The sequence below is a fragment of the Pseudactinotalea sp. Z1732 genome (assembly GCF_049724975.1).
In the GTDB taxonomy this organism is placed as follows: Bacteria; Actinomycetota; Actinomycetes; order Actinomycetales; family Beutenbergiaceae; genus CALKWS01.
Genome location: NZ_JBMPQC010000013.1, coordinates 42,060 through 55,191, shown reverse-complemented (window position 1 = coordinate 55,191; position 13,132 = coordinate 42,060). Strand labels below are relative to the sequence as shown.

13 protein-coding genes are annotated in these 13,132 nt (G+C 70.2%); 4 read left to right on the top strand and 9 right to left on the bottom strand.

Features of this window, described 5'->3' with window-relative positions; translation table 11 throughout:
* Positions 1-11: 11 nt before the first annotated feature.
* The 5 genes from ACPL7H_RS17040 to ACPL7H_RS17020 all read right to left on the bottom strand — a co-directional run bounded on the left by ACPL7H_RS17040 (position 12) and on the right by ACPL7H_RS17020 (position 5,422).
* On the bottom strand, positions 12-956 hold the full coding sequence (locus ACPL7H_RS17040; protein ID WP_424797977.1) for a carbohydrate ABC transporter permease: 945 nt from the start codon (positions 954-956) through the stop codon (positions 12-14).
* A complete protein-coding gene (locus tag ACPL7H_RS17035; RefSeq protein ID WP_424797976.1) occupies positions 953-1,930 on the bottom strand; it encodes a carbohydrate ABC transporter permease in 978 nt (325 codons plus the stop codon). The genes ACPL7H_RS17040 and ACPL7H_RS17035 overlap by 4 nt, the downstream gene beginning before the upstream one ends.
* Before the next feature lie 313 nt (positions 1,931-2,243).
* Positions 2,244-3,401 carry an acyltransferase family protein gene (locus ACPL7H_RS17030; RefSeq protein WP_424797975.1) on the bottom strand — a complete coding sequence of 386 codons (1,158 nt, stop codon included), beginning with the start codon at positions 3,399-3,401 and terminating at the stop codon, positions 2,244-2,246.
* Between the two features lie 228 nt (positions 3,402-3,629).
* Positions 3,630-4,301, bottom strand: coding sequence for a 5-(carboxyamino)imidazole ribonucleotide mutase (gene purE, locus ACPL7H_RS17025; RefSeq protein ID WP_424797974.1), 672 nt, complete (start codon positions 4,299-4,301; stop codon positions 3,630-3,632).
* Positions 4,302-4,303: 2 nt separating this feature from the next.
* Complete coding sequence (locus tag ACPL7H_RS17020; RefSeq protein WP_424797973.1) at positions 4,304-5,422, bottom strand: 5-(carboxyamino)imidazole ribonucleotide synthase; 1,119 nt, start codon at positions 5,420-5,422, stop codon at positions 4,304-4,306.
* Between the two features lie 33 nt (positions 5,423-5,455).
* Between ACPL7H_RS17020 and ACPL7H_RS17015 the strand changes: the two genes are divergently transcribed.
* Positions 5,456-5,980: a GtrA family protein gene (locus ACPL7H_RS17015; RefSeq protein ID WP_424797972.1), complete on the top strand. Its 525-nt coding sequence runs from the start codon at positions 5,456-5,458 to the stop codon at positions 5,978-5,980.
* Positions 5,981-5,982: 2 nt separating this feature from the next.
* On the opposite strand, the gene ACPL7H_RS17010 is transcribed toward ACPL7H_RS17015, so the two are convergent.
* Positions 5,983-7,272: an ATP-binding protein gene (locus ACPL7H_RS17010; RefSeq protein ID WP_424797971.1), complete on the bottom strand. Its 1,290-nt coding sequence runs from the start codon at positions 7,270-7,272 to the stop codon at positions 5,983-5,985.
* A 39-nt stretch (positions 7,273-7,311) separates the two neighbouring features.
* Entirely contained in the window at positions 7,312-7,995 is a 684-nt protein-coding gene (locus tag ACPL7H_RS17005; protein ID WP_424788175.1) for a response regulator transcription factor, read from the bottom strand.
* A gap of 143 nt (positions 7,996-8,138) precedes the next feature.
* Between ACPL7H_RS17005 and ACPL7H_RS17000 the strand changes: the two genes are divergently transcribed.
* Positions 8,139-8,915 carry a formylglycine-generating enzyme family protein gene (locus tag ACPL7H_RS17000; RefSeq protein ID WP_424797970.1) on the top strand — a complete coding sequence of 259 codons (777 nt, stop codon included), beginning with the start codon at positions 8,139-8,141 and terminating at the stop codon, positions 8,913-8,915.
* Positions 8,916-8,926: 11 nt separating this feature from the next.
* Here the strand turns inward: ACPL7H_RS17000 and ACPL7H_RS16995 are convergent, their stop codons facing one another.
* Together ACPL7H_RS16995 and ACPL7H_RS16990 are read right to left on the bottom strand one after the other, a co-directional pair.
* Complete coding sequence (locus tag ACPL7H_RS16995) at positions 8,927-9,991, bottom strand: MerR family transcriptional regulator (RefSeq protein WP_424797969.1); 1,065 nt, start codon at positions 9,989-9,991, stop codon at positions 8,927-8,929.
* The gene (locus tag ACPL7H_RS16990) at positions 9,988-10,962 is read right to left on the bottom strand and encodes a biotin--[acetyl-CoA-carboxylase] ligase (RefSeq protein WP_424797968.1); all 975 of its coding nucleotides are present in this window, start codon (positions 10,960-10,962) and stop codon (positions 9,988-9,990) included. The genes ACPL7H_RS16995 and ACPL7H_RS16990 overlap by 4 nt, the downstream gene beginning before the upstream one ends.
* A 221-nt stretch (positions 10,963-11,183) precedes the next feature.
* On the opposite strand from ACPL7H_RS16990, the gene ACPL7H_RS16985 reads away from it, so the two are divergent.
* Both ACPL7H_RS16985 and ACPL7H_RS16980 read left to right on the top strand, forming a co-directional pair.
* Positions 11,184-12,734, top strand: coding sequence for an acyl-CoA carboxylase subunit beta (locus ACPL7H_RS16985; protein WP_424797994.1), 1,551 nt, complete (start codon positions 11,184-11,186; stop codon positions 12,732-12,734).
* On the top strand, positions 12,731-13,003 hold the full coding sequence (locus ACPL7H_RS16980) for an acyl-CoA carboxylase subunit epsilon (RefSeq protein ID WP_424797967.1): 273 nt from the start codon (positions 12,731-12,733) through the stop codon (positions 13,001-13,003). The genes ACPL7H_RS16985 and ACPL7H_RS16980 overlap by 4 nt, the downstream gene beginning before the upstream one ends.
* Positions 13,004-13,132: the final 129 nt, after the last annotated feature.

Sequence of the window (13,132 nt, the reverse complement as noted above, 5' to 3'; positions counted from 1 at the left end):
GCCGTCGGACCTCACCCGGTCACCGCACCGGCGGTCAGGCCGGCGACCAGGCGACGTTGCAGGATCAGGAAGATCACCAGGATCGGCAGCGTGACCAGGGTGGTGGCCGCCATCAGCACACCCCAGTTCTGCATCCCCTCCACCCGTTGGAGCAGCGTCAGCCCCACCGGCAGCGGCATCGTGGAGGGGTTGTCCACCACGAGCATCGGCCACAGGTACTCGTTCCACTCCCCCACGATCGAGACCAGCGACACCGCCGCGATGGTCGGCACCGACATCGGCACCACGAACCGCCACAGCCGGCGGTAGTGCCCGGCGCCGTCGAGTTGGGCGGCCTCCAGCACCGAGACCGGCAGGCCGAGGAAGTACTGGCGGAACAGGAACGTGCCGAATGCACTGGCCAGGCCCGGCACGATGATGCCCTGGTAGGTGTTCAGCCAGCCCAGGTTCGCGATCAGGGTGTAGTTGGGAATGATCGTGATCTGCCCGGGGATGAGCAGGGCGAACAGCACCAGCACGAAGGCGGTCTTCCGCAGCGGCACGTCCACGAACACCAGCGCGTAGGCGCAGGCCAGGCCCAGCAGCACCTTCAACCCGGCGCCCACGGTGGTGATCAGCACGGAGTTGAAGAACATCCGCGCGATCGGGATGGCGGTGGCGACCTCACCGTAGTTGGACAGGTCGAACACCTCCGGGAGCCAGGCCAACGGAACGGCGTAGATCTCGGCCGAGGTCTTGATGCTGGCGAGCAGCATCCAGATCAGCGGCACCGACATGATCACGATCACCGCGACCATCACCGCATAGAGCAGCACCTCCAGCGGCAGTCGCCTCAGCCGCGCCTGCCGGCGCCGACGACGACGGATCTCGGTGCGGTCCAGGCCCTGCGCGGCGCCGGGCTGGGGTGCCGGGGAATCATCCGTGGTGGCCGTGGCCGGGGTCAGCACGCTGGTCACGAGTAGTGCACCTTCCGCTCGACGAACTTCAGTTGGATGGCGGTGATGACCAGCAGGATCACGAACAGGATCGTGGCCGCGGCCGAGGCGTAGCCGGCCCGGCCGGTCTGGAAGCCCTCGACGTAGATCTGGTACATCAACGTGGTGGTCGAGCCCAGCGGGCCGCCGTCGGTCATCGCCCGGATCAGGTCGAAGGACTGCAGCGAACTGAGCATCGTGGTGATGAGCAGGAAGAAGGTCACCGGGCCCAGCAGCGGGAAGATCACCGAGAAGAAGGTGCGGGCCTTGGAGGCCCCGTCGATCGCGGCCGCATCACGCAGGTCCTGCGGCACCGCCTGCAGGCCGGCCAGGTAGATCAGGGCCACATAGCCCACGTGCTTCCACAGGTAGACGATCATGATCATCACCAGCGCCCACGGGGTGGTGGAGTACCACTGCGGGGAGGAGGCGCCGATGTTGTCCAGGAGCACCTTGAGCAGCCCGTAGCGGGGGTTGAAGATGTACAGCCACAACATCCCCACCGCGATCCCGGAGAGCACGTAGGGCGCGAACGCCAGGGTGCGGGCGATGCCCCGCCCGCGCAGTTTCTGGTTCAACAGCAACGCCAGGCCCAGGCCGAGCACGAGACCCCCACCCACGGTGACGAGGCCGAACACGGCGGTGGTGGCCACCACGGTGGGGGTGCGGGAGTCGGTGAACCACTCCACGTAGTTGCCCAGTCCGACGAACCGTGCCATCGACGAGCCCAGGTTCCACTGCAGCGTCGAGTAGTAGAAACTCAGGAGCATGGGCCGGTAGGTGAAGATCAGCAGGATGGCGATGTTGGGGCCGGCCAGCAGCAGGAACGCCAGGATGTTTCGCCCCTTCCATCGCGTGCGCCGCTGGGGCGGGCGGGCCGTTGCGCTCGGGGCTGGTGGGTTCGCGGGCGCGGATCCGAGCGCGGCACCGGCGAGGGCCGGTGAAGTGCTGCTCATCGTTCTCCTTGGGTACGGCCGGGCCGGACGTGGACATGCTGACGCCATGCCCGGTGCCGGCTGTTGGAACTCGGCTGGTCGGGCAGAGGCAGGGACCGGGATGATCCCCGGGCGGCGGTCACCAGGGCGGGCGGTGTTGCTCCCCGGCCCTGATGCGCGACCGGGATCGAGTCTGGCAGCGGCACCTGAACGGTTCTTCCCCGCACGGCGAACGGTGGGCTAACGATCACCGACCGGTGCGTATCCGTTGCCCGGACACGGCCGTGGCCGACGCCGGGGCAGGCCTACGAGGGCGCTCAGCCCACCGCCCGGGTCAGGCCCGCGAGCGAGGGCGGTCCCGCAACAGCGCCGCTACGGCGGTGCGCAGCCGCGGCCCGAAGGGCACCTCGACGCACTTGTGCAGCACCCAGGCCAGCGCGATCGCCACGGCCGTGGCCGCGGCCACGCTCACGGCGGCGGGCACGTGATCGGACAGCATCGAGATCACCCACCAGCCCCAGTACTGGTGGATCAGGTACAGCGGATAGGTCAGGCCACCGATCACGGTGAGCCACTTCCAATTCAGGTACTGCAGCCGGGTCCAGCTCAGGGCCGCCACCGACGCGAAGCAACCCAGGGTGAGGACGCCCAGGATCCACGGGTTGAGTTCGAAGGGGGTGCGCTCGGCCACCTGGGTACTCAACCCCGGTACCCCGTGCACCAGCCCGAGTGCCACGTTCACCGCCAGCACCGCCCAGCGGGCCAGGCTGTGCCCGCGGCAGTGGATGAGGTAGATGACCATTCCGCCGGCGAAGAAGGGGGCATGGCGGTAGATCAGCCAGTCCCACACGTGCGGCACCTCCGCGAGCGCGAATGCCCAGGACACCAGCGGCCATGCCAGCGCCACGATCAGCACCCGGCGGGTGGTGATACCGATGAGCAGGAAGATGATCATCAGCAGGTAGAACTTCATCTCCACCCACAGGGTCCAGTACACCCCGTCCACGTGGCTGATCCCGAAGGCGGACTGGAACATGGTCAGGTTCACCGCTACCTGCCCCGCGCCGGGAGCCCGGCCGGGGTTCCACAGCAGCAGCAACAGCACCGAGGTGGCCAGCACCGCCACCCAGTAGGCCGGGTAGAGCCGGGCGGCCCGGGAGGCGACGAACCGGCGCCAGCCCCGACCCTGGGCCGACATCAGGATCACGAACCCGGAGATCACGAAGAACAACGAGGGGGCCAGCGCACCGTAACCGAACCACACCCCCACCGGCCCGGTGGCCTCCTCCACCGACTCCCCCCAGACCGCATCGGAGTAGGTGTCGAATGCGCCGAAGTGGTACAGCAGCACCGCGAACGCAGCGAAGAAGCGCAGCCCGTCCAGTCCGCGCAACCGGGCGCGTGGCCGCGCGGGTCCGCTCTCGGCGTGCTCATCCGATGCCGGGTGGGCCAATGTCGCGGACGCAGGAAGCTCCGGTCGGGTGGCTGTCACGAGAGGCGACGCTAGCGCCGTTCCCGCTGCGTCGGACACCCGATGTGACCGAGGCCACCGAGGGGGCGGGCCGGCTTCGGCGATGACGACGGCGCCCGGCGCAGGCCGCGGTTGCGCCGGGACTCCGTGCTGCCGGGTGTCCCCGCGCGGGGTTATGAATTGTGGAGCGAGGCGCTCTGGCCCCGCCTGCGACCGAGCGTCGCGGCCGCCTCCGGCACGGACCGAGGATCAGGAGGCGCTGAACCCCGGCGTCTGGTTGCGCTTGGCGCGCAGCCGCTCCCCCTTGGCCCGGGCGTCGGCGCGCAGGTCCTGCTGGAAGGCGGACATCTTCTCCCGCAGCTGCGCGGCGGCGTCGTCCTCCCCAGCGGCCAGCATCCGCACCGCCAGCAGCCCGGCGTTGCGCGCACCCCCGACCGACACCGTGGCCACCGGCACCCCCGCAGGCATCTGCACGATGGACAGCAGCGAGTCCATCCCGTCCAGATGTGCCAACGGGACGGGCACTCCGATCACCGGCAGCGGGGTGAGGGAGGCGAGCATCCCGGGCAGGTGCGCGGCACCCCCGGCCCCGGCGATGATCACCCGCACTCCGCGAGCGGCGGCGCCTGAGCCGAAGTCGACCATCTCGTGGGGCATCCGGTGCGCGGAGACCACATCCACGTGCGCCTGGAGGCCGAACTCCGCCAGGGCCTCGACCGCCTGGCCCATCACCGGCCAGTCCGAGTCCGAGCCCATCACCACCGCCACCTGCGGCAGCCGGGCATCCTGGCCGGTCCCGCCGGACACCCCGGGCGCCGAGCCGGTTGTAGTGCCGGTGGCCATCGTCCCGGGGACCTCGGCGCCGTGGGTGGCGGTGCCGGCGGCCGGGGGGTGCTCCTCGTTCGCCGTCGGTTCGGTCATGATCAGCGTCCTTCCAGAAGATCGGCAGCGGCACGGGCTACCCGGCGCAGGTGCGGCAGGTCGTCCCCGGTCACGGTGACGTGCCCCAGTTTGCGGCCCGGGCGCACCGACTTGCCGTACAGGTGCACCTTCGCCTCGGGGTAGCGCTCCATGAGTTCGGGGTAGGCCTTGGTGGGATCGGCCAGTTGCGAACCGAGCACGTTGACCATGACCGCCCAGGGCACCAACTGCTCGGTTCGGCCCAGCGGCAGGTCCAGCACCGCCCGCAGGTGCTGCTCGAACTGGGAGGTGACGGTGGCGTCAATGGTCACGTGCCCGCTGTTGTGCGGGCGCATCGCCAACTCGTTCACCAGCAGGCGCCCATCCCGGGTGTGGAACATCTCCACCGCCAGCACTCCGGTCACATCCAGTCCCTCGGCGATGGTGCGGGCGATCCGCGCGGCTTCGCCCGCGCCGTCGTCCTCCAGGTCCGGGGCCGGGGAGATCACCTCCGAGCACACGCCACCCACCTGGGTGGTCTGCACCGTGGTCCAGGTCTGCACCTGGCCGGAGGGCCGCCGGGCCAGCAGCGCAGCCAACTCGGAGCGGAAGTCCACCGTCTCCTCCGCCAATGCACCCTCGGCGGCCCAGTCCGCACCCTCCTGGGCGCTGTGCACGATCCGCACGCCCTTGCCGTCATACCCTCCCACCGGCCTCTTCAACACCACCGGCCAGCCGATCTCGTCGCCGAAGGCCGCGAGATCGGCCACCGAGTTCACCTCGGCCCAGCGCGGGCAGGGCACCCCGAGTTCGGTGAGCACGCGACGCATGTGGATCTTGTCCTGGGCGGCCCGCAGTGCGCGCGATCCCGGGCGCACCGCCACGCCGTCGGCCTCCAAGCCAGCCAGGAGCGCATACGGCACGTGCTCATGTTCGAAGGTGAGCACCTGCGCACCGCGGGTGACCCGGGTGAGGGCTTCCTCGTCGTCGGCCGCCCCCACGGGGGCGTCGGGCAGCACCTGGGCGGCTGCGCCGTCGTCGGCCTCGACCAGGGCGCGCACATGGATGTCCAGCGCGCCGGCGGGTGCGGCCATCATGCGTGCGAGTTGTCCGCCGCCGACGACGGCCACCACAGGTCCCATGGCGGCAAGCCTAATGGCGGGTAGGCTCGGGCAATGACCCGTGCGAGCGCTCCGGCACCAGCGCGGCCGGCCGGCCGGATCGGGTCGACGTGGCGCTCGCGCAGCGAGATCGTCGCGCGGGTGGCCGAGATGGCGCGGTTCGGGTCCGTGGGTCTGCTCGCGTTCGTGGTGGACGTCGGGTTGTTCAACCTGCTGCGGTTCGGACCCGGGCAGTTACTGGTCGATCAGCCCCTGACGGCGAAGGTCGTCTCGGTCTCGGTGGCGGTGCTGGTGGCGTGGCTGGGTAACCGGTACTGGACCTTCGCCACCCGGCGTTCCACCGGCGGCGCGGCCGCGCACGGGACGGAACTGGTGAGGTTCGTCGTCGCCAACCTGATCGGGATGGGGATCGCGGTGGGGTGCCTGGCCGTCTCCCATTATCTGCTCGGGTTCACCTCTCCGTTGGCCGATAACATCGCCGCGAACGGGGTGGGCCTGGTGCTGGGCACCTTGTTCAGGTACGTGGCCTACCGGCACTGGGTGTTCACCGGTTCGGCGGTCGGCACCTCACGCGGTTGAGATCAGCGGCGGCGGCGGCGCCGGCCCACCACCACCACCGACCCGGCCGGCAGGACCTCCTCGGGGTCCAACCGCTTGGGCACGGCGTTGAGGAAGACGTTGAACACCGGGGGGCGACGCTGCGCCAGGTCCAACCGACCACCGTCGGCGGCGATCAGGTCCCGGGCCAGGCTCAGTCCCAGCCCCGAGCCCTTGCCACTGGTGACGTGCCGTTCGAAGATGCGCGGTGCCAGATCGTCGCTGACCCCCGGGCCCTCGTCGGCCACCTCGATCACCACACCGGACTCCGCTCCCGGCTTGGAGGGCCGGGCCCGCACCGAGGTGGTGCCCTCGCCGTACTTCAGGGAGTTCTCCAGCAGGGTGGACAGCACCTGGGCGATGGCACCGGGGGTGACCAGCACGGCCAGGTCGTCATCGTTCTCGAAGATCAGCTGTCGGCCGGCGCGGCGGAAGCTGCCCTCCCACTCATCCTCCTGCTGATCGAAGACCTCATCGAGCGGCAGGGGCTGGGTGGTGCCGCCGTCGCGGCTGCGTGAGGCGGCGAGCAGGTCGTCGACCACCCGGACCAGGCGTTCGAGCTGCTCCAGGGAGATCCGCGCCTCTTCGCGCACCGCCTCATCATCGCTGAGGAGCTGGATCTCCTCCAGCCGCATCGACAGCGCCGTCAGCGGGGTACGGAGCTGGTGGCTGGCGTTCGCGGCGAACTGGCGCTCGGCCACCAGGCGGCTGGCCATCCGGTCCCCGGTCCGGTTCAGCTCCGCGGCCACCAGATCGATCTCCTCCACCCCGGAGGGCTCGAACTGCGGGCGCGCCTGGCCGGCGCCGACCTGTTCGGCGCTGGCGGCCAGGAACACCAGCGGCGCTGCCAGGCGCCTGGCCTGCCATGAGGCCACCAGTGCGGCGGTTCCCACCGCGATGAGCGAGGCCAGCACCACCAGGATCACCACCTGGGCGCCCTGCCAGAACAGCCGGGAGGAGGCGATGTGCAAGGACACGTGCGCCCCGGAGGCGGTGTACTGGTTGCGGTAGGTGGTGCGCCCCTCGATGGGTTCGCCGACCTCGACCACCCTGCCGGTGGGTGAGGTGACCCGCATCCAGACCGGGATGTCGCCGTCGTCGACCCAACGCTCCAGCATCGCCTCGTCGATATCGGAGCCGGTGGCCAGGCGCGCCTCGACGCTCCTACTCACCGACTGGGTGCGCAACTCCAGGTTGGCCATGCTGGCCTCGTTGACCATCAGGGCACCGAAGACCCCCATCGGCACGCCGAGCAGGAGCACCGCGACGGTCACGGCCGCAATCGTCGCAATCAGGACGCGGCGGCGCAGGGGTCAGTCCTCCCCGGTCTCGAATCTGAATCCCATCCCGCGCACGGTGGAGATGTACCGCGGGGAGTTGGCGTCGTCACCGATCTTGCGCCGCAGCCAGGACACGTGCATGTCCAGGGTCTTGGTGGAACCGTTGGGGTCGGATGCCCAGACCTCGCGCATCAACGCCTCCCGGGAGACCACCGAACCGGCCTCGCGGACCAGCACGCGCAGGAGCTCGAACTCCTTGGCGGTCAGGGACAACTCCCGCTCGCCCAGGAAAGCACGGTGAGCGGCGATGTCCACACGCACGTCCTGGGCGCTGATCTCATCGACGTCAGCGCCCTCGGAACCGGCCCGACGCAGCAGCGCCCGGACACGGGCGAGCAACTCGGCCAACCGGAACGGCTTGGTGACGTAGTCGTCCGCACCGGCGTCCAGGCCGACCACCAGGTCCACCTCGTCGGCGCGGGCGGTCAGCACCAGGATCGGGGTGCTCAGGCCCTGGCTGCGCACCCAGCGAGCCACATCCAGGCCGTCCATGTCCGGCAGCCCGAGGTCCAGCACGAGCAGGTCGGCGCTGCCGGCTTCATCGATAGCGCCCTTCCCGGTGCCGTGCACGGACACGTCGTAGCCTTCACGGGTCAGGGCGCGCGCCAATGGCTCGGCAATGGCAGGGTCATCTTCTGCTAACAGCACTCGGGTCACAATGTCATGCTAGCCGCACTCACAAGCAACGGCTCAGCTATTCGCTGTGGCGTATCCGACTGAATCGGTTTACGACGAAGAGGCCCCACCACCCGCAGCAACGGGCCCCTGGGCTGAGGCAACTGGCCCCTAGAGTCATCCGTGTGCCACCCACCCCCGCCGCGTCCGAGACCTTCGTCGCGGTACCGGCCGCCTCCATCGTGCTCCGTGACGCCCGCAGGGGCACCACCCGCCGGGTGGATCTGGCTCGATTCACCCTCGCCCGCACACCGGTGACCCGGGCGGACTACCTCGGAGTGCCCGGCGGCACCACCCCGTCACCGGGAAACGGCGACGCTCCGGTCGCCCAGGTGTCCTGGCACGAGGCGATCCGGTGGTGCAACGCGGCCTCGCTGGCCCGAAATCTCACCCCCGCCTACGACGTCGACGCCGCCACCGTGCACTGGGACGTCAGCGCCGATGGTTACCGGCTACCCACCGAGGCCGAGTGGGAGTGGGCCGCGCGGGCCGGATCGACGAGCCCGGCGTACGGCCCGTTGGCCGAGGTGGCCTGGACCGCAGCGGATCGGGTCGAGGGCGCACAGCCGGTGGCCACCAAGGCCCCGAACGCCTTCGGCCTGTTCGACATGCTCGGCAACGTCTGGGAGTGGTGCTGGGATTACATCGACCCGGCCCGGTACGCCGACTACCGGAGCCTGCGCGGGGGCGGGTGGTCCGACGAGGCCTGGAGCGTGCGGGCCTCGGTGCGCCGGGGCAGCATGCCTGCGGCGAGGCTGGACGACGTCGGCTTCCGCCCGGCGCGGGGTGCGGTGGGCGTGGCAGGGGGTACCACGGCCCAGGGCTGGTCCGCGGCGGCCGACCGCGAGCGCGCCACCATCGACCCGGTGCCCGCGGGCTGGACCCCGCTCAGCAGGTGCTGACTGCGCAACGCTCAGGCCTCCGGGCGGCGCACCAGCCGCGCCGGGGTGACCGAGCCCAGCCCGGGCACATCCACCTCGGGCAACTGCGAGATCTCGAAGTCACCCCCGTGCCCGGACTCACGCAGCAACGCCGCGCTGACGGCGTCCATGAGCAGTTCACCCTCGGTGGCCACGTCAGCGAGCCTCGACGCCAGGTTCACGATCGGGCCGAACACATCACCGGAGCGGGACAACACCCTGCCCCACACCAGCGAACCGCGGATGGGCAGGTTCCGCGCGGCCATCGCCTCGAGCAGGCCGGTGCCCACCCACGCGCCGCTGGGCAGGTCATCGGCGACCCACAACACCGCGTCGCCGACCGTCTTGACCACGCGGCCCCCGTACCGGGCGATCACGTCGCGCGCGGCCGACTCGAACTCCCCCACCAGCGAGGCCAGTTGGGTGGCCGAGAGGGTGGCCGCCCGGGTGGTGTAGGACACGATGTCAATGAACCCGATCGCTCGCTCCAGCGGCAGCTGCTGGGCCGAGGAGGCGGCGTGGTCGGATAGGGACAGGTCCCGGTCGATCCGCGACATCAGCGCGGCCAACTGGCGTCGCCAGACGTACTCGGCCTGTTCGGCCAGCACCGGCGCCAGGCCACCGAGTTTGTCCAGCACCAGCAACCGGGCGGAGGTGTCGTCCAGTTCATGACGTTTGGCGGCGTCCTCCACCAGCGCCTCGACCTGCCACAGCACCAGCCGGTCCATGCTGTGCCCCTGGGCGCGCACCAGGTTCTGGGCGGTGGTGAAGGAGATCTCCTGCTCGGCCACCAGGCCGGCCAGTTGCCGCAGCGCCTGCACATCGGTCTCGGTGAAGTGCTTGTCCGCCGGGGCCGGATCGGGAAAGCCCAGGGAGCGCCAGTAGCGCCGCACGATGTTGACGTCCAGACCGCTGGCCTCGGCGACCTCGGCAAGGGTGTAGCAGGGCTCGCCGAGCATCGCCTCGATGCGCCGCCCGGTGGTGGAACCGGAAACGACGCTCTCGCCCGGCCCGGAGCGGCCGGGTCCGGTGGAGCCGTGCGGTGAGTCCTGGGTCACACCTCGAGGTTACCCGGGCCCGGCGCGGCGGATGCGCTGCTCGCACACTGCGCCGGTGAGCGCAGGTGCCGAACGTCCCCGGCACGGATGGTGTGCTCGCCGTGAGCGGTGCGCACGATCAGCGCACCGTCGGAGGCAAGGCGGGCCGCCGTGCCCTCCAGCTGCGAGCCGTCGGGCAGTTCCACCCGGACATCGGCCCCGATGCTCACGCACGCCTGCTCCACCGGTGCCCGCACGTCCTGTCCCTGCTCCAAGGCGGTCAGCAGCGCGGCGAACTCTCCGACGATCGCGTGCACCACATCATCGGCGGTCTCATCGGCGCCGGCGTCGCGTCCGTCGCCGTGCTCACGGGAGGCGCGGCCCGTCCCGCCCGGGCCGTCGCCTGACTCATCCGGGCGCTGCCCCAACTCAGCCGGCATCAGGCCCGCACCGGCCAGCGTGCCCGCCCACGGCACCGGAAGCTGCGTGCCGGCCAGGTTCAGCCCGATCCCCACGACCGCGCCGCCGTCGTCGGCCAGCACCTCGGTGAGCACCCCACCGAGTTTGCGCATCCGCCCCCAGCCGGGCTCGGCGTTGCGCCCGCCGAGCACATCGACGACGTCGTTTGGCCATTTCATGGCGACGCGTTCGGTGGCACCGGGCTGCTTCCCGGCGCGGGAGCGGAGCGCGCGAACCGTGGCCAGGCCCGCCAGCAGCGGGATCCAGCCCCACTGGGCGCGGTCGGCGCGCGGGCGCACCAGCACCGAGAAGGTCAGGGCCCGCAGCCCCGAGGAGTCCCAGGTGCGCCCCGCGCGGCCCTTGCCGGCGGTCTGCTCCCGGGCCACCAGCACCGACAGGTGCGGCCAGGCCGGCGGGTCGGCGATGGCGAGTCGGGCCAGGTCGGTGTTCGTGGACCCGGTGCGCTCCAGCACCCGCAGCCGGGTGATCGGCGCGGGCGGGTCGGGGTCCGGTTCGGCTCGCTCGGGTGCCATGTACCCAGCCTGGCAGCACCGGCCCGCGCCGACCAGGGCATGATCGGCGCCGGCCTACTCCGAGGGAGCGCGGAGGGAGCGGCGGCGGCTTTGTAGAGGTTCTACAACAAGGACGTGGTACCGATCACCATGTCCTTATGGGAGTTGGTGGGTGTTGACAAGTACGCTTGCGATCTGTGACCACCTCCGAGGAGATCGACATCAGCACCACGGCCGGCAAGATCGAGCAGTTGCGCCAGCGCAACGCCGAGGGGCCACAGGCCCTGGCTGCCGCGGCGGTGGAGAAGCAGGGCAAGCGCGGGAAGAAGTCGGCCCGGGAACGCATCGCCGAACTGCTCGATGAGGGCAGTTTCGTGGAGCTGGACGCCTTCGCCACCCACCGCTCCCACAACTTCGGGCTCGACAAACGGCGCATCCCCGGCGACGGTGTGGTGGCCGGCTACGGCACCATAGATGACCGCCAGGTGTGCATCTACGCCCAGGACTTCACCGTGTTCGGCGGGTCCCTGGGCGAGGTGCACGGGGAGAAGATCACCAAGGTGATGGACCTGGCGTTGCGTACCGGGGTGCCGCTGATCGGGATCTCCGACGGTGGTGGCGCTCGCATCCAGGAGGGTGTGGCGGCGCTGACCCAGTTCGCCGAGATCTTCCGCCGCAACGTTGCTGCCTCCGGGGTGATCCCGCAGATCTCGCTGATCCTGGGACCCAGTGCCGGCGGCGCTGTCTATTCCCCAGCCCTGACCGACTTCATCGTGATGGCCGACCAGACCTCCAACATGTTCATCACCGGCCCGGATGTGATCCGCGCGGTGACCGGGGAGGACGTGGGCTTCGAGGAGCTCGGCGGCGCCCAGACCCACAACGAGCGCTCCGGGGTGGCTCACTACTTGGCCGCCGATGAGGAGGACGCCTTCGACTTCGTCAAGGCGCTGCTGCACTACCTTCCCAGCAACAACCTGAGCGACCCCGAGACCTTCCCGGTCGAGGCCGAACTGGAGGTCACCCAGGCCGATGAGGAACTGAACACCCTGGTCCCGGACTCGGACAACCAGCCCTACGACATGCACGCGGTGATCGAGTCGGTGCTGGATCAGGCCGAGTTCCTGGAGACCCAGCCGCTGTTCGCCCGCAACGTGATCGTGGGGTTCGGGCACGTGGAGGGCCACCCGGTGGGTATCGTGGCCAACCAGCCGCAGTCGATGGCCGGCACCCTGGACATCGACGCCGCGGAGAAGGCCGCCCGGTTCGTGCGCACCTGCGACGCCTTCAACATCCCGGTGCTGACGTTCGTGGACGTGCCCGGGTTCCTGCCCGGCACCGACCAGGAGTGGAACGGCATCATCCGCCGCGGGGCCAAACTCATCTACGCCTACGCCGAGGCCACCGTGCCGCTGATCACCGTGATCACCCGCAAGGCCTACGGCGGGGCCTACATCGTGATGGGCTCCAAGCAGCTCGGCGCCGACATCAACCTGGCCTGGCCCACCGCGCAGATCGCCGTGATGGGCGCCTCCGGTGCGGTGAACATCCTGCAGCGCGGGGCGCTGAAGAAGGTGGCCGAGGACGGCGGTGACGTCGAGGCCGAGCGGGCCCGGCTGGTGGATGAGTACACCGAGGCGATCGTGAACCCATGGGACGCGGCCGAGCGCGGCTACGTCGACGCGGTGATCGAACCGGCCCAGACACGCCTGCAGATCGTGCGGGGGCTGCGCGCCCTGCGCACCAAGCGCGCCACCCTGCCCACCAAGAAGCACGGGAACATCCCACTATGAACCAGTCGAGGAACGGTAACGGGGTCAACGGCCAGTACGCCGCGATCGGGGAAGTGCCCGACGACGTGGTACGGGTGCTGCGGGGGGCTCCCGATGAGGATGAACTCGCCGCGTTGGTGGCCGGCATCGTGGCCACCCGCGCCGGAGGCCACGAGGAGATCGACGACGGCTCCCGCACGTCGCTGTGGACCAACCACGGCCATCGGCTCGGGCTCCCACCGAGTGCTGCGCGGGCCGCGTGGCGCTGGAGCGCCCACGCCCGGCACTGAACCCTCCCGTGGGAGCACGGTCCACGAACACCTATCGATCGCGACATCACCCCGGTGCGGGACCGAAAGAAGTACCGAATCGCCCAGAAAGCGTGCGACATCGAGTAACATTCATGAAACTTGTTTAGT

Coding starts and splice junctions, on each gene's coding strand:
- ACPL7H_RS17035 (WP_424797976.1), bottom strand. CDS start 1,930: ATGAGCAGCACTTCACCGGCCCTCGCCGGTGCCGCGCTCGGATCCGCG.
- purE (WP_424797974.1), bottom strand. CDS start 4,301: ATGACCGAACCGACGGCGAACGAGGAGCACCCCCCGGCCGCCGGCACC.
- ACPL7H_RS17020 (WP_424797973.1), bottom strand. CDS start 5,422: ATGGGACCTGTGGTGGCCGTCGTCGGCGGCGGACAACTCGCACGCATG.
- ACPL7H_RS17015 (WP_424797972.1), top strand. CDS start 5,456: ATGACCCGTGCGAGCGCTCCGGCACCAGCGCGGCCGGCCGGCCGGATC.
- ACPL7H_RS16990 (WP_424797968.1), bottom strand. CDS start 10,962: ATGGCACCCGAGCGAGCCGAACCGGACCCCGACCCGCCCGCGCCGATC.
- ACPL7H_RS16980 (WP_424797967.1), top strand. CDS start 12,731: ATGAACCAGTCGAGGAACGGTAACGGGGTCAACGGCCAGTACGCCGCG.